Raw genomic sequence first — 19285 nt, forward strand, 5'->3', positions numbered from 1 at the left:
GCCAGGAAGCGCCCTGAATTCGGCTATAATGCGCGGCCGTTTCCGCAGCTCAACGGCGTCGGTCACCGCTGATCGAACGCCGGGCGGCGAAGGCGTCCGCGGCGATCAGCTCGTCCTTGATGTCGCGGCATGCTCGTGGCGGTGACGGGCTTGTCCCGGTACGCATCGATGGCCCACCATGTCCGTACCGAGGCCACCGTCCCACAGGGGTGATGCGTGATGCAGGTTCGGGAAGCGATGTCCAGTGAGGTTCTCGTGGTCGGCCCGGAGCACACGCTCCGCGAGGCGGCCCAGATGATGTCGGCCCGCCGGGTCGGGTCGGCGGTCGTGATCGACCCGGACTCCGAAGGGGTCGGGATCATGACCGAACGCGACGTACTCAAGGCGATCGGCGCCGGGCTCGATCCGGATGTCGAACGCACCGGAGCCCACCTGACCTGGGATGTCGTCTACGCCGGCCCGGACTGGACGGTGGAGGAGGCGGCGGTCGCCATGGCCCGCGGCGGCTTCCGGCACCTGGTCGTGCTCGACGGCCGGGAGGTGGCCGGGGTGATCTCGGTACGCGACCTGATGCGGGTCTGGGCGCGGGAGCACGCCGCCGCGAAGGTCTGAGCCGAGGGCGGAAATGACGATGGCCCGGCCGGAACGGCCGGGCGGTCGTCAGATCACGGGCCCGGCGAAGGCCGCCGGGGCCCGCCAGTCCACCTTGTCCACGCCGGCGGAGCGCCCGAGGTACGACAGCTCACGAGCCCGGTTCGGATCTCCGGCGGCCCCTGGTCGGACGGATCGACCGCCCGCATGTTGAACTTCGCGTGTATGCCGGTCGGAGCGGCCGGACCAGGCCCTAGGCTCGTGCGCATGACCGCCGAGCAGCTGATCTCTTTCGCCCGTGGCGCTCCCTCGCTGGACATCGTCGATGTCGAGGGGCTCAAGGCCGCCGCCGTCCGCGCGTTCGACGCCGATCCCGCCGGGATCACGGCGTACGGCACCTCCGTCGGTTACCCGCCCCTGCGAAAGTGGATCGCGGACAAGCACGGCGTCGAGGCCGACCAGGTGCTGATCACCAACGGCTCCCTCCAGGCCGACGCCTTCCTCTTCGACCACCTGGTCCGCCGCGGCGACGCGGTGGTGGTCGAGCGCCCCACGTACGACCGGACGCTGCTCAACCTCCAGCAGATGGGCGGCGAGATCCACGGCGTGTCGATCCAGCCCGACGGTCTGGACACCGCCGAGCTGCGCAAGCTGCTGGAGTCCGGGGTGCGCCCCCGGCTGGCCCACGTCATCCCGAACTACCAGAACCCGGCGGGCGTGACCCTGTCCCTGGAGAAGCGCCGCGAGCTGCTGGACCTGGCCGCCGAGTACGGCTTCACGATCTTCGAGGACGACCCGTACGCGGACATCCGGTTCCGCGGCGAGCCGCTGCCGTCGATGCTGTCGATGGACACCCGGGGCGTGGTGGTGCACGCCTCCAGCTTCACCAAGACGGTCTGCCCGGGGGTCCGGGTCGGCTACCTGGTCGGCCCGCCGGAGTTGATCGCCGGGATCGCGAAGCGGGCGACCAACCTCTACATCTCGCCCGGCATGGTCTCCGAGGCGATCGTGCACCAGTTCTGCGTCTCCGGCGACATCGAGCGGTCGATCCAGACCGTGCGGACCGCCCTCGGCGAGCGGGCCCAGGTGCTCGCGGAATCGCTGCGCCGGCATCTGCCCGAGGCCCGGTTCGTCGAGCCGGACGGTGGCTACTTCCTCTGGGTGGAGCTGCCGGAGGACGTCGAGGTCGACCGGGTCGCCCCGGCCGCCGCCGAGCGCGGGGTGGCCGTGGTCAAGGGCAGCGACTTCATGATCGACGGCGGTCGGCACGCGCTCCGGCTGGCGTTCTCCGCAGTGACCGCGGACCGGATCGACGAGGGTGTCCGGCGGCTGGCCGAGGCGGTGGCGGCCGTCCGGGGCTGAATTTCTGTCGGGTTTCTGACAAAAAGGCGATACCGGCCGGTTCAGCACTCCCGCTGGGCCGGCCGGCGGCTCACAATGCTGCGAGCGCCGTTCGCCTGTCGTTGACGGGTCCGTTGCCCGGGGAGCCGCACCCGGCCCTCGTCCGGACCCCCGGCGCGCGCAGCACAACTCCCGCCCCCAAGGGTGCCGGGTGGGCCGTGTCGCCCCTCACCCCCCTGACGCGGCCGGCCCGCCCGGCGCCACCTTCGCGGCGTGACCCCGGTCGCAGCGCGGCCGCCGCTGCCGGCCGCTCGGGCTGCGATTCGCCCCGATCGGCGTAACCTGCAAGCCGCAGCACCGTCGGAAGGGGGCGAGATGACGGACCGGGTGGCACGCGAGCGCACCGCCGGGCAGAACGGCGGGCGGATGATCAGACCACGGGCCTGGGCGGCACCGGTACGCGCCATGTCCCGCATTCTCAACGCCGACGGCTCTCCCCGGACGCCCGAGCCGGCCGACACCGGCCGCAGCGGGATCGTCGACTGCGGCCTCTACGTGGACGGCAAGCGCCAGTCGGGCGAGTGGGGTTACGCCGACGCCCTGGCGGCGGCCCGCAAGGAGCGCAACGCCTTCGTCTGGCTCGGCCTGCACGAGCCGGAACTGGACGAGATGAGCGCGATCGCCGCCACCTACGGCCTGCACGAGCTCGCCGTGGAGGACGCGGTCAAGGCCGAGCAGCGGCCCAAGCTGGAGCGCTTCGGCGAGGTGACGTTCCTGGTGCTGCGCACCGCCCGCTACTGCGAGCACGCGGAGCTGACGGAGAACTCCGAGGTGGTGGAGACCGGCCAGGTGATGCTCTTCATCGGGCCGAACTTCCTGATCAGTGTCCGGCACGGCGACGCCTGCCGGCTCGCGCCGGTCCGGGCCGACCTGGAGGAGAAGCGGGACCTGCTGCGGCACGGCCCGTGGGCGGTCGCGTACGCGGTCACCGACCGGGTGGTGGACCTCTACCTGGAGGTCGCCGACCGGCTGGAGGACGACCTCGACGTGTTGGAGGCGGACGTCTTCGACCGGCAGGGCAGCGGGCGGATCCAGCGGATCTACCAGATGAAGCGGGAGCTGGTGGAGTTCAAACGGGCGGTGGCACCGTTGCAGCGTCCGCTGCTCACCCTCACCTCCCAGGTCAACCGGGAGGTGCCGGAGGAGATCCGGCGCTACTTCCGGGACGTGCAGGACCACCTCAGCCGCACTGTGGAGCAGGTCAGCTCGTACGACGACCTGCTGAACTCGATCCTCCAGGCCCGGCTGGCCCAGGTCACCGTCGACCAGAACAACGACATGCGCAAGATCGCCGCCTGGGCCGCCATCGCCGCGGTGTGGACCGCGATCGCCGGCATCTACGGCATGAACTTCGATGTCATGCCCGAGTTGAAATGGACGTACGGTTACCCGGTCGTGCTGGCGGTCATGCTCACCATCTCGCTCGCCCTCTACCGCTGGTTCCGCCGCAACGGCTGGCTGTAGCCGGTCCCGGGCAACTGGAAGCGCCGGCCCGCACGGCCGGCGCTTCCGTGGTCGACCCGGGTCAGCGACCACCGCTGGACTTGGCGGAGTTCTTCCCCGCGTTCACTGCCTTGCTGACGTCGGTGGCCGGGCGGCCGGAGGTGTCCCGGGCACCCTCGGCGACCGAGGGGACCTTGTCGGTCGGCTGGACCACCGGCTGGCTGCTGGACTTGGCGGTGGCGGCGCTGCCGTTGCCGGCCATCGCCGAGTTGCCGGCGCCGGTCCGGCCGGCCTGGGTCACCTTCGCCGTCGGGTCGGGCGTCTCCACCACGATGGTGTCGACGTCCTCGCGCATCGGCTCCAGCGTGCCGGTCGGGTCGTACTCGGCCCACTCCTGCTGCTCGCGGCGGCGGCGCATGGCCATCGCGCCAGCCAGGCCGGCCACCGCGCCGGCGGCGAACAGGCCCGTCATCATGCCCCGCGACCGCTTCCGCTTCCTGGCGGCCTTGAGGTTCTTCGCCTTGGCCTGCCGCGTCACCGCGGCCTTCCGGGCGGCGGCCTTCCGGCCAACCACCGCCTTCTTGCCCGCGGCCTCGGCCTGCGCGTTGCGCACGGCCAGGACCAGCGGCGCGAGCGAGGCCGCCGTCGAAGCGAGCCCGTCCGACGCCCGGTCCCGGACCATGATCGCGGTGGGCGCGGCGGCAGCCCGGGCTGCCTGGACCCGCGGGCCGACACCCTTCGCGGCATGCGCCGCGGCCTGCCTCAGGTGACCGATGCCCTGGCTCAGCTCCGCCTTCGCGAGCTGCCCCCGGGTCTTACGCCGCCCGATTCCAAACACGGTCCCACCTCCTGGGAGTTGTTCCTCCGTCATCCTCCACCTTCGGATGCCTCCGCATGGCCAGATCGGGCACATGGGAGGATCCGCATGGAACTGACCAACGAGTGAGGAGTACCCGTGGCCGAGGCTGTCTACGCCACCTTGCACACCAACGCTGGCCCGATCCGGCTGGAGCTCTTCCCCAACCACGCGCCGAAGACCGTCCGCAACTTCGTCGAGCTGGCCGAGGGCACGAAGGAATACATCGACCCGCGGACCGGCCAGCCGGGCAGCGGGCCGTACTACGACGGCACCATCTCGCACCGCGTGATCAGCGGGTTCATGGTCCAGATGGGCGACCCGACCGGCACCGGTCGCGGCGGCCCGGGCTACAAGTTCGCCGACGAGTTCCACCCGGAGCTGCGCTTCGACCGCCCCTACCTGCTGGCGATGGCGAACGCCGGGCCGGGCACCAACGGCTCGCAGTTCTTCATCACGGTCTCCCAGACGCCGCACCTGAACAACCGGCACACCATCTTCGGGCAGGTCGCCGACGAGCAGTCGGCGAAGGTCGTGGACTCGATCGCGAACACCCCGACCGGCCCGAGCGACCGGCCGCTGCAGGACGTGGTCATCGAGCGCGTCGAGATCGAGCGCAAGCCGTCCTGACCACGGCCCGGGTACCTTTGCTCGCATGACTGAGCGCTCCGGGCAGACAGGTGACGCCACCGGAGGACCGACGCCGACCACTCCGGTCTGCTACCGGCACCCCGATCGGGAGACGTACGTCCGGTGCACCCGGTGTGACCGGCCGATCTGCCCGGAGTGCATGCGGGACGCCTCCGTCGGGCACCAGTGCCCCGAGTGCGTCAGCGAGGGACGCCGTAGCGTGCGGCCGGCGCGTACCGCCTTCGGTGGCGGTGCCGCCGGCCGCCAGGGCTACGTCACGAAGGCCCTGATCGCGCTGAACGTGCTGGTCATGATCCTGTCCATCGCCTCGGACCGGGGCGGGGACGCGGCCGTCGGCGGCTCCGGCTTCGGCGGCCTGCTCGGCGGCTCCACCCCGCTGACCCGCGGGGGCGGCGTACTCGCCTACGCCGCGTACGTCCCATTCGGCCCGCTCCACGGCATCGCCGCCGGCGAGTGGTACCGCCTGGTCACCGCGATGTTCCTGCACTACGGCCTGGTGCACCTGCTGCTCAACATGTGGGCGCTCTGGGTGCTCGGCCGGAGCCTGGAGGCGGTGCTCGGGCCGCTGCGCTTCCTCGCGCTCTATCTGATCGCCGGAATCGGCGGCAACGTCGCCGCCTATCTGTTCAGCCCGCCGAACTCCAGCACCGTCGGGGCGTCCACCGCCATCTTCGGTCTGTTCGCCGCGACCTTCGTCATCATGCGACGGCTGGGCCGGGACACCTCGGCCATCCTGCCGATCCTGGTGATCAACCTGATCTTCACGTTCACCGTGCCGGGCATCTCCATCGCCGGTCACCTGGGCGGCCTGGTCACCGGCGCGGTGATGGCGCTGGTCCTGGCGTACGCGCCGCGGATGCGGCGGACCGGGTTCCAGGCGGCGGGCGGGGCGATCGTGCTGGTCGCGCTCCTCGGGTTGGTCCTCGTCCGCACCTCGATGCTCACCGGCTGAACGGGCAGCCCGGCCGGCCCTGCCGCTGGCCGGGTCAGCCGCTGGCCGGGTCAGCCGGTCCCGGCGGCGCGGGCGGCGCGCAGCGCATCGGCCACCTCTTCCGGCGGCGCGTCCAGGTCGTACCGGCCGAACAGGTGCAACGACTCGCCCGCGTCGATCTCCAGCGTCTCGGCGGTCAGCCCCCGTCGGGTACGCCGTTCCACCCGGATCGCCTCCACGGCCGGCCAGGGCAGCTGCCGGCGGCCGGCGAAGCCCTGGATCACCGTGACGCCCTCCGCGTCCACGGCCAGCCGGACCGGCGCGACCAGGTCGCGTACCCCCCAACCGGCCAGCGCGGCGGCGGCCAGGCCGGCGAGCACGAGCTGGACCCGGTCGCCGCCGGCGAAGAGCAGGCCGAGCGCGACCAGGACGAGCGCCGCGACCAGCTTGGCCACCGGCAGGACCGCCGGCACCCGCCACTGCCGGGCCGGAGTCGACTGGGGATGCACGGTCCCAGCATGCCAGCCGACCCGTCCCCGGCGCGACGGACGGGTAGCGGGGGGAGGACGGCCGGCCGGGTGAGGACGTAGGATCGGGGCAGCCCAAGTTACCGGGGAGTAAACATGAGTGACGCGGTCATCGTCGGTGCGGTACGGACCCCGGTCGGGCGGCGCAAGGGCAGCCTCGCCGGCGTGCACCCGGTCGACCTGTCGGCGCATGTGCTGCGCGCCCTCGCCGAGCGGACCGGCATCGACCCGGGCCAGGTCGACGACGTGGTCTGGGGCTGCGTGTCCCAGGTCGGCGAGCAGTCGTGGAACGTGGCGCGCAACGCCGTCCTCGCCGCCGGTTGGCCCGAGTCGGTCCCCGGCACCACTCTCGACCGGCAGTGCGGGTCGAGCCAGCAGGCGCTGCACTTCGCCGCCGCCACCGTCCTCTCCGGTCAGGCCGACCTGGTGGTCGCCGGTGGCGTCGAGTCGATGACCCGGGTGCCGATGGGCTCCAGCGTGGCCGGCGGGATGCCGTTCAGCGCGGCGATCCTGGAGCGCTACCGCGGCGTCGAGGGCGTCGCCGCGGACAGCCCGCTGCCGTTCAACCAGGGCGTCGGGGCCGAGCTGATGGCGGAGCGGTGGCGCTTCTCGCGCAGCCAGCTCGACGAGTTCGCGCTGGCCAGCCACGAGAAGGCGGCCGCCGCGCAGGACGCCGGGGCGTTCGACCCGGAGCTGGCCCCGGTGGCGCTCGCCGACGGCGGCAAGTTCACCGCCGACGAGGGCATCCGCCGGGACACCTCGCTGGCCAAGCTCGGCGAGCTGGCCACCCCGTTCAAGGCCGACGGCGTGGTCACCGCCGGCTCCGCGTCGCAGATCTCCGACGGGGCCGCGGCGCTCGCGGTCACCACCAGCGAGTGGGCCAGCCGGCACGGACTGCGCCCGCTGGCCCGCGTACACACCGCCGTGGTCGCCGCCGACGATCCGGTCACCATGCTCACCGCCCCCATCCCGGCCACCGCCAAGGCGCTGCGCCGCGCGGGGCTGGGCATCGAGGAGATCGGGGTGTACGAGGTGAACGAAGCGTTCGCCCCGGTGCCGCTGGCCTGGCTGGCGGAGACCGAGGCGGACCCGGAGCGGCTCAACCCGCGTGGCGGGGCGATCGCCCTCGGCCACCCGCTCGGCGCGTCCGGTGCCCGGATCATGATCACCATGCTCCAGCACATGCGGGACAACGGAATCCGCTACGGCCTGCAGACCATGTGCGAGGGCGGCGGCATGGCCAACGCCACCATCGTCGAGCTGCTCTGATCGGACGATCTCCTCGCCCGCCGGTCGGCCACCCGTCCGGCCGGACCTGGCGAGCGCCGCCACCCGGCGATCACGGGCGCGCCCGCACTCGGCGGGCTGGGCCGGGGCCGGCGGCCGGACAACGAGTGCGAGTTGCATAGCTGGAAGTTCCAGAAATCGGGAGTGACCCATATCACCCCTGCTCACATGCTCGTTGCATCTTGCATGGACGTGTTCTCGCGAACGTTCCTTCCGGCCGCCGCCGAGACCGGCCTGGCGACCCAGACCGTCAGCCGGCACATGCCGGTGTTCCGCCGGTGCGTGGGCTCCGGCGACGCCACCATCCTGGTGACCCGATGCAGCCGCCCGGACCATCCGATCGGCGGCGAGTACCTGATGCTCCTCACCCACCGCCGCCTGGTGGTGACCCAGCAGACCCGGGTGCTGCACCGGCTGCGCCTGCACCTCAACACCGAACTGCGCGAGCTGAGCAACGTGACCTGGAGCCCGGACCCCCGGTCGCACAGCGTCGAGCTGGCCGCCACCGCGATCGACGGGGTCCGCGAGCGGTTCCTCATCCGTACCCACCACCCGAAGCAGGTGTGGCAGGTCGACGCCCTGCTCAACCACGCCTTCCGGACCCGGCTCCGGACGTCGGCGGAGCGGCTGGTCGCCACCATCGGCGAGCCGCCGGTCGGCACCCGGCCGGTCGTGTTCCGCCCGGCGCCGGTGCGTTGACCGGCTCCTTACCGAACCCGAACAGTCCCTGACATCCCGGTCGGGCGCCGGTCGGTAATCATTGGCCGGTGACCGCCGACACCGCGCCGCGCGGGCTCGTCCTCGTGGTCGAGGACGAGCCGGCCATCGCCGATCTGGTCCGGCTCTATCTGGCCCGGGACGGGTTCGCCGTACACCTGGAACGGGACGGCACGGCCGGGCTGGCCGCCGCGCGGCGGATGCGCCCGGTGGCCTGTGTGCTCGACATCGCGCTGCCCGGCCTGGCCGGGACCGAGATCTGCCGGCGGCTGCGCGAGGCCGGCGACTGGACGCCGGTCATCTTCCTCACCGCCCGGGACGACGAGGTCGACCGGATCGTCGGCCTGGAACTGGGCGCGGACGACTACGTGACCAAGCCGTTCAGCCCGCGCGAGCTGGTCGCCCGGGTGCGGGCGGTGCTGCGCCGGGCCGCCGGGGCGGCCGCCGGGGCCGAGCAGCCCCGGGTGGTCGGCGCGGTCACCCTGGACCCGGCCCGCCGGACGGTCACCGCGGCCGGTGCCCCGGTCCAGCTCACCTCCACCGAGTTCGACCTTCTCGCGCACCTGATGGCCCGGCCCGGCCGGGTCTTCACCCGGGAGGAGTTGCTGGCCGGCGTCTGGGGGTACGCCGCGCACGCCGGCACCCGGACGGTGGACGTGCACGTCGCGCAGGTACGCGCCAAGCTCGGCCCGGCCAGCGTGATCCGCACCCACCGCGGCGTCGGGTACGCGGCCGATGCCTGAGCACACCCACCAGCCCACCGTCGCGCTGCCGGTGCTCGGGCCCCGCCCGGCCCCGCCCCGGCGGCGCCTCGCGCACACCCTGACCGCCCGCGCGGTCCTGGTCACCTGCGCGGTGGCGCTGGTGTCGGTGCTGGTCACCGCGCTGGTCGCGGTCCCGCTGGCGGTACGCGGCGCCGAGCGGCGCGACCAGGAGGCGCTCGCCGCCCAGGCCCAGCTCGCGGCCGGTGTGCTCCGGGTCAGCGCGGCGCGGCAGCGGGACGCCGCCGGGGAGCGGCTGATCCGCCAACTCCGCCAGCAGGACATCGACGTGTACCTCATCCGGGCCGGCCAGGTGGATCGCCCCGGCCTGCCCCGGCAGGTGGTGAGCCGGGTGGCGTCCGGGCGGGACGTCTCCGGCCGGCGGCTGGTCAACGGCGAACGGGCGCTGGTCGAGGGGCGGGCGCTGGTCGAGGGGCGGACGCTGGCCGGCGGCGACGGGCTGGTGCTGACCCGGGCCACCACCAGCGGACCCTGGCGGCAGGTGCTGCGCGGCCTCTGGCTGCCGCTGCTCGCCGGGCTCGCCGCCGGGGTGGTCGCCGGCCTGCTGCTCGCCCGCCGGCTGGCCCGGCCCATCCGGACCGCCGCCCGGGCCGCCGCCCGGCTGCGCGGCGGGGACCGGGCGGTCCGCGTACCGGTGGAGCCCCCGGACGAGGTGGCCGACCTGACGTACGCGCTGAACGGGCTGGCCGCCGCGCTGGCCACCAGCGAGGGGCGGCAGCGGGAGTTCCTGCTCTCCGTCTCGCACGAACTGCGCACCCCGCTCACCGCGATCCGGGGCTATGCCGAGGCGCTGGCCGACGGGGTGATCGAGGCGGATGCGGTGCCGGCCACCGGGCGGACCATGCTCGCCGAGGCCGAGCACCTGGACCGGCTGGTCGCCGACCTGCTGGCGCTGGCCCGGCTGGAGGCCGCCGACTTCCCGCTGGAGCCGGGCCCGGTCGACCTGACCCGGCTGGCCGCCGACGCGGAACGGACCTGGTCCGACCGGTGCGCGGCGGTCGGGGTGCCGTTCCGGGTGGAGACGCCCGGCGGGCCGGTGCCCACGTACACCGATCCGGGGCGGATCCGGCAGGTCGTGGACGGGTTGCTGGAGAACGCGCTGCGGGTCGTACCGCCGGGGGCGCCGATCGTGCTCGCGGTCCGGCCGGCCGGCGCGGACCCGGCCGCGGGCGGCGTCGTCGAGGTCCGCGACGGCGGACCCGGCTTCACCGACGACGACCTGGCCGTGGCGTTCGAGCGCGGCGCGCTGCACCAGCGGTACCGGGGTGTGCGCAAGGTGGGCAGCGGCCTGGGCCTGGCGCTCGCCGCCGGGCTGGTCCGCCGCCTGGGCGGCGACATCGCCGCCGGGCACGCCCCGGAGGGCGGCGCGGCCTTCGCCGTCCGGCTGCCCGGTGATCCTTACCTGACCCGAACATCGGCCTGACGATCCGCTCGTCCGCCCAGGCGACGATGACGGCACCACGGACCAGAGAGGACAACCGATGGCACGTCAGGGAATCGTCACCGGCGTCACCGCGCTGCTCGCGGCCACCGCGCTCGGCCTCACCGGCTGCGGCCCGGCCCCGCTCGCCGCGGACCCCGCGAAGGAGACCGCGGTCGAGGTGGCCGCCGCCATGGGGGCGGACGGTCAGGCGCTCGCCGCGCTGGGCTTCGACGCCGCCGAGCTGGACGTCGACCCGGTCGCCGCCCCCTCGGCCGCCGCCCCGGCCGGTGAGCAGGCCGGTCCGCAGGACAAGCGGGGTGAGCGGGCGGAGGAGTGGCGGAAGCGGCACCGGGCCCGGGTGCTGCTCCGGAAGAACACGCTGCACGGCGAGGTCGTGGTGCGGACCAAGGACGGCGGTACGAAGACGATCGCCGTCCAGCGCGGCCAGGTGACCGCCATCGACGAGCGGTCGATGACCGTGAAGTCCACCGACGGCTTCACGATGACCTGGACCTTCGGCGACAAGCTGCGGGTCGTCGAGCGGCGCACCACCGTGCGGTCCAGCGACATCAAGGTCGGCACCACCGTCGGGGTCGCGGGTGCCAAGGACGGCGACGGTGGCAGCGCCCGGCTGATCGTGGTGCCGGTCAGGCAGCAGTGAACGGCGGGGCCCCCGCTTGCCGCCGGTGGTAGCGGGGGCCCCGGTTGACCGCTCTGCTCAGTAGACGTGGGATCCGATGAAGTCGTCGTGGCCGTAGCCGACCGGGTTGGCGTACGACCGGGACTCGAAGGACCACTGCTGACGGGTGCTGGTGGAGCAGGCGGCCAGCCGGAGCCGCGGGGTCCCCAGCAGTGGGTTGTCGAAGCCGACGCAGAGGTTGCTCGCGCCGGCCGGCTTGAGCTGGTTGCCGGCGAAGACGAACTTCTGGTTGGGCCCGCCGTGGCAGTCGTAGCTGTTGACCGTGGTGCCGGCGGTCAGCGAGCCGCCGGTCACGTCCAGGCAGCGGTCGTGGGAGAGCTCGGAGTGCAGCGACTGCCGCGCCGGGTCGTACCAGAAACCCTGGTTCCGCCCGCCGTGGCAGGCGTACGACTGCTGCACGGTGCCGTTGCGCGAGTCGTATCCCTTGCCGTCCACGCAGGTGCCGGTGGCGACGTTGCGCAACTGCCGGAACGCCAGCAGCCCGTTGACCAGCACGCCCTGCCCCGTGCTGGCCGGGTCGACGCAGGTGGCCTGCTGCTGGCCTGCGGTCCAGAACTGGGTGATGCACTGGGCGAACATGCCGTGGCCCCGGTAGTTGGGGTGGAACGACTGCCGGGCCGCGTTCTCGTCCCAGATCCCGACCTCGATGTAGAGCCCGCGGACCGAGGTGTTGTCGGTGCACACCTCGTGGCCGTGGAAGAGCCGGCTGGCGTCCAGGTAGCGGGTCCCGGTGTTCGCGGCGGCCGCGCGCAGCGCCGACTCGAACAGCGGCACCGCCTTGTTCCGGGCGAACGCCATGTCGGCCAGGTAGAGCAGGCAGCCGCCGGCGTACCAGCCGGGGAAGTCGGGGTTGTCCTCGACGTCCGGGCTGGCCGGGCTCGGGTACGACATCAGCACCAGCTCGTAGTCGGAGCGCAGGTAGCCGGCGGAGGTCATGGTCTGCCGGATCGAGTTGATCGCGGCCTCGACCGCGACCCGACTGCCGTCGGTGCGGATCGTCCACTGGTCGGTGTACGTCGGCCAGCACGCCCCCTGGAAGAAGACCCGGCGGATCGCGCAGTCGGTGGCGACCGGCCCGAACTGGATGGTGCCTTCGCCGTTCGCGCCGACGACCACCCAGATCAGCTCGACGTGCGTGTTACGCGCCTTGATCGCCAGGTAGTCGCCCTGGTTCAGCTCGTTGTGCTGGGTCGGGCCGCCGGCCATCAGGTGCCACGGGGTGGCGCCCGAGCAGGCCAGGTTGTAGCGCTCGTCGGCCGGGATGCCGGTACGGAAGACGGCCTGGTCGTACGAACGGTCGCACCAGTTGCCGGGCTGATGGGTGCCGGGGACGTAGTTGCCCACCCCCTCCCCGGAGATCTCGCTGTCGCCCATGGTGACCAGGGCGGTCCGCCGCTGCTCCAGCGGCCGGAGTTCGGGGGATCCGTAGAGGGCGGTGGCCTCGGCGGCCCGGACGGTCTCGAGGGCGGCGGGGAGCGGCTGGACGGCCGGCCGATCGGCGGCGGCCGCGGGGTCGGCCGGTCCGACCAGGAGCGGCAGGGCGAGAGCGGCGGCGGACACGACGGCCAGGGCCCGCCGTCGGGTCGTCCGCGCGCGCCTGGCGGGGGTACCAAGCATCGACGCACTCCTTTCGGTTCAATCGCTCGACGTCGATTGAGTTACCGGAAGGTAACCCGAATGGAGGAGGGATGTGAATGCGTCTCAGAAACGTTGCGGCGGGTGCGGAAGTGGACCCTTCCGACATATCGGGTCGGCCGTGCGGGCGGCAGCGGACCGTCCGGATGTTCAACCTCGTCGAATTCGCTGCCATGCTTTGCTGACCGCGGGGACCAGCCAGGTTACGCTAGGCCCGATCTGCCGTCGCCACCGTGGAGCACCCGTGAAGCTGTCGATCCTCATGCCGGTCTACAACGAGGAAGAACGCATCGCGGATGCCCTCAAGCAGGCGTTGGCAGTGGACTACCCGTGCGAGATCGAACTCGTCGTCGTCGACGACGGCAGCCGCGACGGCACCGCCGAGGTGCTCGGCCGGGTGGACGACGCCCGGCTGCGGGTCATCACCCACAAGCGCAACGCCGGCAAGGGCGCGGCGATCAAGACCGCCGTCGACAACGCCGAGGGCGACTACCTGGTCATCCTCGACGCCGACCTCGAGTACGACCCGCAGGACATCCCGCGGCTGCTCGAGCCGGTGCTTGACGGCCGGGCGACGGTCGTCTACGGCAATCGGACCTTCGGCAGCCACAGCGCCTACAGCTTCTGGTACGTGATGGGCAACAAGGGCGTCACGATGGCGGCCAACGTGCTCTTCAACTCCTACATCGGCGACTTGGAGACCTGCTTCAAGCTGATGCCGCTGGAGCTCTACCGCTCGCTGCGGATCCGCTCCCGCGGCTTCGGCATGGAGGCCGAGGTCACCGGCAAGCTGCTCCGCCAGCGCATCCGCCCGTACGAGGTGCCGATCAGCTACCGCGCGCGGGGCCGCGAGGAGGGCAAGAAGATCACCTGGAAGGACGGCGTCGAGGCGATCTGGATCCTGGCCCGTGAGCGTGCCCGGCGCCGCCCGGTCGACTCCTGATCTCTCATCGCCAGGTCGCGGATGCGGCGGTGTCCCGGGCTGATTGATCCCGCGACACCGCGATCCCCGGTCAGGCGGCGAGGAACTCCTCGACCGACCGGCGCAGGCCGGCCGCGTCCAGGCCGTGCCAGCGGTCGTGATCCTCGGGCGTGCCGTAGCGGCGCAGCTCCGACCGGCCCACCCCGAGAGCGAGCAACCGGTGCGGCCGGTCGGCCAGCGCCGCGCCGACCACCCGCGCCGAGGTGCCGGCCAGGTACGGCTCGACCAGGATCACCTCGGTGCCGGCAAGGGCCCGCAGCCCCGCCGTGTCGAACGGCCGCGGCCGATGGGTGTACGCCACGGTGACCGGCCGGTCGGCGACTGCCGCGAGGGCCTGGTCGAGCAGCGGCCCGACCGCCACCAGCAGCGGCGCACCCGGTCCCGCGTCGCGGACCACCCGCAGGTCACCCGCCTCCGGGTACGCCCGCGCGTTGCTCTGGGTGGACAACCGCACGTACGCCGAATCCGACCCGCACACCACGCCGCGCAGCAGCCCCGGCACCTCGTCCCGGTGGCCGGGCACGTGGACCGTCCAGTCGTGCAGGGTGTCGATCAGCGCGACGTCCGCCGGGCTCAGGTGGGTGCGGCCCGCCGTCGCCCGGTCGTACGACGCGCCGACGCTGACCAGCACCGCCCCGACCCCCTGGTGGTCGAGGTCCAGCTTGATCTGCTCGTACGCCCGCTCGATGAGGAACGGCGCGTAGCTGTGCACGATCGGGCGCTGACCGGTCAGCGCGAGGCCACCCGCCACGCCCACCATGAGCTGCTCCCGGATGCCGACGTTGATGACCCGGTCCGGGTGGCGTTCGGCGGCCGGGGCGAACGCCGCGGCGGAGATGTCGGCCAGCACGATGGTGGTCCGGGGGTCGTCCAGGAAGGCGGTGGCCGTGGCCACGAAGGTGTCTCGCATGATCACTCCCCGTCGGTGACGACCGCGACGACGACGTGCGGCCGGTGGTTGTCGTGCCCGGTGAGGGCGGTGTGCAGGGCCTCGTGGTCCCGGCCGGCCACCGTCGCGGCGCTCCACCCGTTGACGGTGAACCGGCTCGCCGCGCCGCCCGGCCAGCCGTGACTTGCCGATCGGTTGTCCAGCACGATCGCGGTCAGGTTGGCCAGCCCCGTCGCCCCGGCGTACGCGATCGCCTCGTGGTTGGAGCCCTCGTCCAGTTCGGCGTCGCCGAGCAGCACGTACACCCGGGGGTCGAACCGGCCCTGGGCCCGCAGCCCGAGCGCGGTGCCCACACCCAGGCCGAGCCCGTGCCCGAGCGACCCGGACCCGATCTCCACGCCGGGCACCAGGAGCCGGTCCGGATGGTCGCCGAGGCGGCTGTCCGGCCCGCCCTGGTCGTCCAGCCACTCGAGCGGGATGAAGCCCTTCGCGGCGAGCAGCGCGTAGTAGCCGGCGACGGCGTGCCCCTTGGACAGCAGGAAGCGGTCCCGGTCGGGGTCGTCGACGGTCTCCGGGGTGATCCGGAGCACCCGGTCGTAGAGCACCTGAAGCACGTCCAGCGTCGAGTACACGTTCGCGCCGAACTCGCGCCCGGCGCGGACCCGGTCGAGCAGCGCCCGCAGCACGGCGGGGTCGGTGGCGGTCGTCGTCGTCATGCCGCTAGCCTCGGAGTTGAAGCGCACTTCAACTCAAGGCCCTGTGATGCACGAAGCACTCACCATCGGACAGCTCGCCGCCCGCAGCGGGGTGGCCCCTTCCGCGCTGCGCTACTACGAGCGGCTCGGGCTGATCCGGTCCCAGCGCACCGGCGGCAACCAGCGCCGGTACGCCCGCACCGAGCTGCGTCGGGTGGCGTTCATCCGGATCTCGCAGCAGGTGGGTGTCTCGCTGGAAGAGATCCGGGAGGCGCTCGACTCCCTGCCGTCGTCGCGTACGCCCACCCCGGACGACTGGGCCGCCCTCTCCCGCAGCTGGCGGGACCGGCTGGACGAGAAGATCCGGCTGCTCGGCAAGCTCCGCGACGACCTGGACGGCTGCATCGGCTGTGGCTGCCTGTCGCTGCAGCGCTGCACCCTCTACAACCCCGCTGACTCGCTGGCCGCCGAGGGCCCGGGCGCGCGGCTCATGCTGCCCCGCCCCGACTCGGACCCGGCGCCGGCCTGACCGGTCACCGGACCAGCAGCACCTTGCCCAGGTGGTCGCTCGTCTCCAGCAGGCGGTGCGCGTCGGCGGCGTCGGCCAGCTTCGCCCGGGCGTGCACCACCGGCCGGACCGCCCCGGACTCGACCAGCGGCCACACCTGTTCGCGTACCCCCCGGACGATCCCCGCCTTCTCGTCCAGCGGGCGGGAGCGCAGCGCCGTCGCGTGGACCGAACCGCGTTTCGCCAGCAGCATTCCCAGGTCCAGCTCGCCCTTGCGGCCGCCCTGCATGCCGATCACCACCAGCCGACCACCGGTGGCCAGCGCCGCCACGTTCCGCGGCAGGTACGCGGCACCCATGATGTCCAGGATCACGTCCGCGCCCCGCCCGTCGGTGACCCGGCGGACCTCCTCGACGAAGTCCTGCTCCCGGTAGTCGATCGCGTGCGCGGCGCCCAGCTCGCGCAGCCGGTCGTGCTTGCCCGACCGGGCGGTCACCACCACCGTGGCGCCGAGCGCCACGCCGAGCTGGATGGCGAAGGTGCCGATCCCGCTGCCCCCGCCGTGCACCAGGAGCGTCTCGCCCTCGGCCAGCCGGGCGAGCTGGACAACGTTCGACCAGACCGTGCAGGCCACCTCGGGCAGCGCGGCCGCGTCGACCAGGTCGACGCCGCGCGGGACCGGCAGCAGCTGCCCGGCCGGCACGGCCACCCGTTCGGCGTACCCGCCGCCGGCCAGCAGCGCACAGACCTCGTCGCCGACCGCCCAGCCGGTCACGCCCGGGCCGAGCGCGGCGACCATCCCGGAGCACTCCAGCCCCGGGTACGCCGGCGCGCCCGGCGGCGGCGGGTACTGCCCCTGCCGTTGCAGCAGGTCGGCGCGGTTCACCGCGCTCGCCGACACCTCGACGACCACCTCGCCGGGGCCGGGCTCCGGATCGGGCACCTCCGACCAGACGAGGGCCTCGGGTCCGCCGGGTTTCGGGATCGTGATCGCGTGCATGGCCCAGTCTTACCCGATCCGACCGTCCGTCCACGCCCGAGTCAGGATCTCGTCCACCGTCTCCGCCGGGGTCTGCTCCGAGGTGTCCAGCCAGAGCCCGATCCGGGGCGTCTCGGCGCGGAACCCGGCGTCGAAGTCGGCGACCGGCCAGTCCCCATACCCCTGCTTGGGCCGGTCCCGCTCGCGGGCGGCGACCACCTCGGCGTGCGGCGCGAGCACCACCACCGCGAGCGGCCGGTGCCGGATCCGTTCGACCATGGCCGACAGTTCGGCGCCGACCACGATGTCCTGGAGCACGACGGTGAAGCCCTCGGCGGCGTACCGGTCCGCCGCCGTGGCGGCCAGGTCGTAGCGGAGCCGGAGCTGCCGCCACGCCTCGTCCGAGAGCTGCGCGGTCATCTCCGCGCGCCCGTTCACCACCATCCGCCGGAACACGTCACCGCGCAGGTGCACCGAGCGGGGCAGCCGCCGGGCCAGCAGTTCGGCCACAGTCGACTTGCCCGCCGCCATGATTCCGGTGATCAGCACCACCGCCGGGGTTTCCCACACGGGGCCATCCTGCCAGCGAGGGTGGGACGGCGGCTCGCCCGCGGTGCGGTCCGTGGCAGACTAGGCACGGTCGCGCGCCCCGTGGGGGACGTGTCCGGGAGGGTTCGCCTAGTGGCCGATGGCGCTGGTCTTGAAAACCGGTAAGGGCAGCGATGTCCTTCGTGGGTTCGAATCCCACACCCTCCGCAACCCGGGTCCCCCGTCGCGTCCTCGCGCACGGCGGGCGCTCGCGGGGTATGAAGGGGCGCAGGAACTCGCGCACCCGGAAGGATCCTCTCGATGACCCTGGAACGACCGATCGCCCCGGACCCGTACGAGCTGCTGCCGACGGTACCGTCGTTCACGCTGACCAGTGACGACGTGCGTAACGGCGAGCCGATGAACGTGCGGTACGCGCACGGCAGCGTCGGCGGCGAGAACGTCTCCCCGCACCTGGCCTGGTCGGGCTTCCCGGACGAGACCAGGAGCTTCGTGGTGACCTGCTTCGACCCGGACGCCCCGACCGGCAGCGGCTTCTGGCACTGGGTGCTGGTGAACCTGCCCGCCTCGGTCACCGAGCTGCCCACCGGCGTCAAGGAGAGCGAATTCGGCGCCGCCTTCAGCGTCCGCAGCGACTACGGCGACACCGGCTACGGCGGCGCCGCCCCGCCGGCCGGCGACCGCCCGCACCGCTACGTCTTCGCGGTGCACGCGGTGGACGTGGATCAGCTCGACGTCGGCCCCACCGCCAGCCCGGCCTACGTCGGCTTCAACCTGGCGTTCCACACCCTGGCCCGGGCGGTCATCCGTCCGACGTACCAGATCGCGGAGTGACTGTCCACGAGCCGTGACAGGGCACGGGCCCCGCCGACGCGGGGCCCGTGCCCGTAGCAGCGTCAGCCCGGTACCCGGGCGACCGCGAAGACGGACTGGCCGAAGGGCGGGCGCAGCCGCTGCTCCGCCGCCTTGGTGGCGGGGAGGACCAGGCTGTCGTAGATCTTCACCATCGGGCCCTCCTTCGGCATCAGCCGGAAGACCTTGGTGGCCATGAAGTAGCCGATGAGGCCGAGCGCGTTGGCGTAGTGGATCTTTTCCACGGTGAGCCCGGCCTCGGTCATCGCCGCCGCGAGCGTCTGCTTCGTGTAGCGCCGGACGTGACCGGTGGCGATGTCCGCCGGGCTCATCGCGAACTGGAAGGCCGGCACGATGATGATCACCGCGCCGCCGGGCCGGACCAGGTCGCGCATGCTGCGCAGCGCGCCCACGTGGTCCTCGATGTGCTCCAGCACGTTGTACGACACGGCCGCGCTGTAGTCGCCCCGCTCGGAGTGCGGCAGCAGCATCTGCCGTACCTCGATGGTGGGGTGCTCGGCCAGCCGCTCCTTGAGCCGGACCAGCCGGTCCGGGTCCGCCTCGGTGGCGGTGAGTCGGGGCAGGTGCGCGGACCACTCCAGGGCGTAGTCGCCCAGCCCGCTGCCGATCTCGATGGGGTTGTCACCCAGGTGGGGCACCGCCAGCTCGACGAACCATCTCCGGTGGTTGACCGCGGTCGCCAGGCCTTCGAGCACCTCCGACTGGACGCGTTGATCCCCAGTGATATCTGCCATGCGTCGATTCCTCACGATATGACTGACCCGCGCCTGGACCGACAGAGTCAACCATCCCGATGGATGGTGCGGGAATCGGGGTACCGGGAGTGGCCGAATTGTGGTCGGGGGTGGGCACGTGATCGGCGGTCG

The 19285-nt window shown here is 72.8% G+C and carries 21 protein-coding genes and 1 tRNA gene; 14 read left to right on the forward strand and 8 right to left on the reverse strand.

All coding sequences use genetic code 11. The annotated features are described in order from the left end of the window. Window positions 1-219: 219 nt before the first annotated feature. From ACGF4F_RS23285 to corA, 3 genes are all read left to right on the forward strand, one after another. On the forward strand, window positions 220-612 hold the full coding sequence (locus ACGF4F_RS23285) for a CBS domain-containing protein (RefSeq protein WP_357434334.1): 393 nt from the start codon (window positions 220-222) through the stop codon (window positions 610-612). A gap of 246 nt (window positions 613-858) precedes the next feature. After that, window positions 859-1953 (forward strand): PLP-dependent aminotransferase family protein, encoded by a 1095-nt coding sequence (locus ACGF4F_RS23290; protein ID WP_073837060.1) that lies wholly within the window; start codon window positions 859-861, stop codon window positions 1951-1953. Between the two features lie 354 nt (window positions 1954-2307). Continuing rightward, window positions 2308-3456, forward strand: coding sequence for a magnesium/cobalt transporter CorA (gene corA / locus ACGF4F_RS23295; RefSeq protein WP_357434333.1), 1149 nt, complete (start codon window positions 2308-2310; stop codon window positions 3454-3456). A 61-nt stretch (window positions 3457-3517) separates the two neighbouring features. Here corA and ACGF4F_RS23300 read toward each other — a convergent pair whose 3' ends face one another. Further along, window positions 3518-4306, reverse strand: a complete 789-nt coding sequence (locus tag ACGF4F_RS23300; protein ID WP_357434332.1) for a hypothetical protein — start codon at window positions 4304-4306, stop codon at window positions 3518-3520. 84 nt (window positions 4307-4390) lie between these two features. Here ACGF4F_RS23300 and ACGF4F_RS23305 point away from each other — a divergent pair, with 84 nt between their 5' ends. Continuing rightward, window positions 4391-4921, forward strand: coding sequence for a peptidylprolyl isomerase (locus ACGF4F_RS23305; RefSeq protein WP_357434331.1), 531 nt, complete (start codon window positions 4391-4393; stop codon window positions 4919-4921). Window positions 4922-4946: 25 nt separating this feature from the next. Beyond that, window positions 4947-5894, forward strand: coding sequence for a rhomboid family intramembrane serine protease (locus ACGF4F_RS23310; RefSeq protein ID WP_357434330.1), 948 nt, complete (start codon window positions 4947-4949; stop codon window positions 5892-5894). Between the two features lie 50 nt (window positions 5895-5944). On the opposite strand, the gene ACGF4F_RS23315 is transcribed toward ACGF4F_RS23310, so the two are convergent. Beyond that, window positions 5945-6382 (reverse strand): PH domain-containing protein, encoded by a 438-nt coding sequence (locus tag ACGF4F_RS23315; RefSeq protein WP_357434329.1) that lies wholly within the window; start codon window positions 6380-6382, stop codon window positions 5945-5947. 114 nt (window positions 6383-6496) lie between these two features. On the opposite strand from ACGF4F_RS23315, the gene ACGF4F_RS23320 reads away from it, so the two are divergent. The 5 genes from ACGF4F_RS23320 (at window position 6497) to ACGF4F_RS23340 (ending at window position 11270) form a co-directional block, all read left to right on the forward strand. Then, window positions 6497-7669: an acetyl-CoA C-acyltransferase gene (locus tag ACGF4F_RS23320; protein WP_073837066.1), complete on the forward strand. Its 1173-nt coding sequence runs from the start codon at window positions 6497-6499 to the stop codon at window positions 7667-7669. 204 nt (window positions 7670-7873) lie between these two features. Next, complete coding sequence (locus ACGF4F_RS23325; RefSeq protein WP_357434328.1) at window positions 7874-8386, forward strand: hypothetical protein; 513 nt, start codon at window positions 7874-7876, stop codon at window positions 8384-8386. Between the two features lie 68 nt (window positions 8387-8454). Beyond that, window positions 8455-9147, forward strand: a complete 693-nt coding sequence (locus tag ACGF4F_RS23330) for a response regulator transcription factor (protein WP_357434327.1) — start codon at window positions 8455-8457, stop codon at window positions 9145-9147. Next, the gene (locus ACGF4F_RS23335; protein ID WP_357434326.1) at window positions 9140-10609 is read left to right on the forward strand and encodes a HAMP domain-containing sensor histidine kinase; all 1470 of its coding nucleotides are present in this window, start codon (window positions 9140-9142) and stop codon (window positions 10607-10609) included. The genes ACGF4F_RS23330 and ACGF4F_RS23335 overlap by 8 nt, the downstream gene beginning before the upstream one ends. 58 nt (window positions 10610-10667) lie before the next feature. After that, window positions 10668-11270 carry a hypothetical protein gene (locus ACGF4F_RS23340; protein ID WP_357434325.1) on the forward strand — a complete coding sequence of 201 codons (603 nt, stop codon included), beginning with the start codon at window positions 10668-10670 and terminating at the stop codon, window positions 11268-11270. A 57-nt stretch (window positions 11271-11327) separates the two neighbouring features. On the opposite strand, the gene ACGF4F_RS23345 is transcribed toward ACGF4F_RS23340, so the two are convergent. Further along, window positions 11328-12926 carry a ricin-type beta-trefoil lectin domain protein gene (locus ACGF4F_RS23345; RefSeq protein ID WP_357434324.1) on the reverse strand — a complete coding sequence of 533 codons (1599 nt, stop codon included), beginning with the start codon at window positions 12924-12926 and terminating at the stop codon, window positions 11328-11330. A gap of 262 nt (window positions 12927-13188) precedes the next feature. Between ACGF4F_RS23345 and ACGF4F_RS23350 the strand changes: the two genes are divergently transcribed. Then, a complete protein-coding gene (locus ACGF4F_RS23350) occupies window positions 13189-13887 on the forward strand; it encodes a glycosyltransferase family 2 protein (protein ID WP_393080217.1) in 699 nt (232 codons plus the stop codon). A gap of 70 nt (window positions 13888-13957) precedes the next feature. Here the strand turns inward: ACGF4F_RS23350 and ACGF4F_RS23355 are convergent, their stop codons facing one another. After that, window positions 13958-14836 carry a transketolase gene (locus ACGF4F_RS23355; protein ID WP_357434322.1) on the reverse strand — a complete coding sequence of 293 codons (879 nt, stop codon included), beginning with the start codon at window positions 14834-14836 and terminating at the stop codon, window positions 13958-13960. Between the two features lie 2 nt (window positions 14837-14838). Further along, on the reverse strand, window positions 14839-15531 hold the full coding sequence (locus tag ACGF4F_RS23360; RefSeq protein WP_357434321.1) for a transketolase: 693 nt from the start codon (window positions 15529-15531) through the stop codon (window positions 14839-14841). A 46-nt stretch (window positions 15532-15577) separates the two neighbouring features. On the opposite strand from ACGF4F_RS23360, the gene soxR reads away from it, so the two are divergent. Then, the gene (gene soxR, locus ACGF4F_RS23365) at window positions 15578-16039 is read left to right on the forward strand and encodes a redox-sensitive transcriptional activator SoxR (protein WP_357434320.1); all 462 of its coding nucleotides are present in this window, start codon (window positions 15578-15580) and stop codon (window positions 16037-16039) included. 4 nt (window positions 16040-16043) lie between these two features. On the opposite strand, the gene ACGF4F_RS23370 is transcribed toward soxR, so the two are convergent. Together ACGF4F_RS23370 and ACGF4F_RS23375 are read right to left on the reverse strand one after the other, a co-directional pair. Beyond that, on the reverse strand, window positions 16044-17018 hold the full coding sequence (locus ACGF4F_RS23370) for an NAD(P)H-quinone oxidoreductase (RefSeq protein ID WP_357434319.1): 975 nt from the start codon (window positions 17016-17018) through the stop codon (window positions 16044-16046). A gap of 9 nt (window positions 17019-17027) precedes the next feature. Further along, window positions 17028-17567, reverse strand: a complete 540-nt coding sequence (locus ACGF4F_RS23375; protein WP_357434318.1) for an AAA family ATPase — start codon at window positions 17565-17567, stop codon at window positions 17028-17030. 97 nt (window positions 17568-17664) lie between these two features. Between ACGF4F_RS23375 and ACGF4F_RS23380 the strand changes: the two genes are divergently transcribed. Both ACGF4F_RS23380 and ACGF4F_RS23385 read left to right on the forward strand, forming a co-directional pair. Beyond that, window positions 17665-17753: transfer RNA gene (locus tag ACGF4F_RS23380), tRNA-Ser, on the forward strand. Window positions 17754-17846: 93 nt separating this feature from the next. Then, the gene (locus tag ACGF4F_RS23385; RefSeq protein ID WP_357434317.1) at window positions 17847-18380 is read left to right on the forward strand and encodes a YbhB/YbcL family Raf kinase inhibitor-like protein; all 534 of its coding nucleotides are present in this window, start codon (window positions 17847-17849) and stop codon (window positions 18378-18380) included. 62 nt (window positions 18381-18442) lie between these two features. Here the strand turns inward: ACGF4F_RS23385 and ACGF4F_RS23390 are convergent, their stop codons facing one another. After that, window positions 18443-19153: a class I SAM-dependent methyltransferase gene (locus ACGF4F_RS23390; RefSeq protein WP_357434316.1), complete on the reverse strand. Its 711-nt coding sequence runs from the start codon at window positions 19151-19153 to the stop codon at window positions 18443-18445. Between the last annotated feature and the right edge of the window lie 132 nt (window positions 19154-19285).

The organism is Micromonospora sp. NPDC047740, from assembly GCF_043204735.1.
Classification (GTDB): domain Bacteria; phylum Actinomycetota; class Actinomycetes; order Mycobacteriales; family Micromonosporaceae; genus Micromonospora.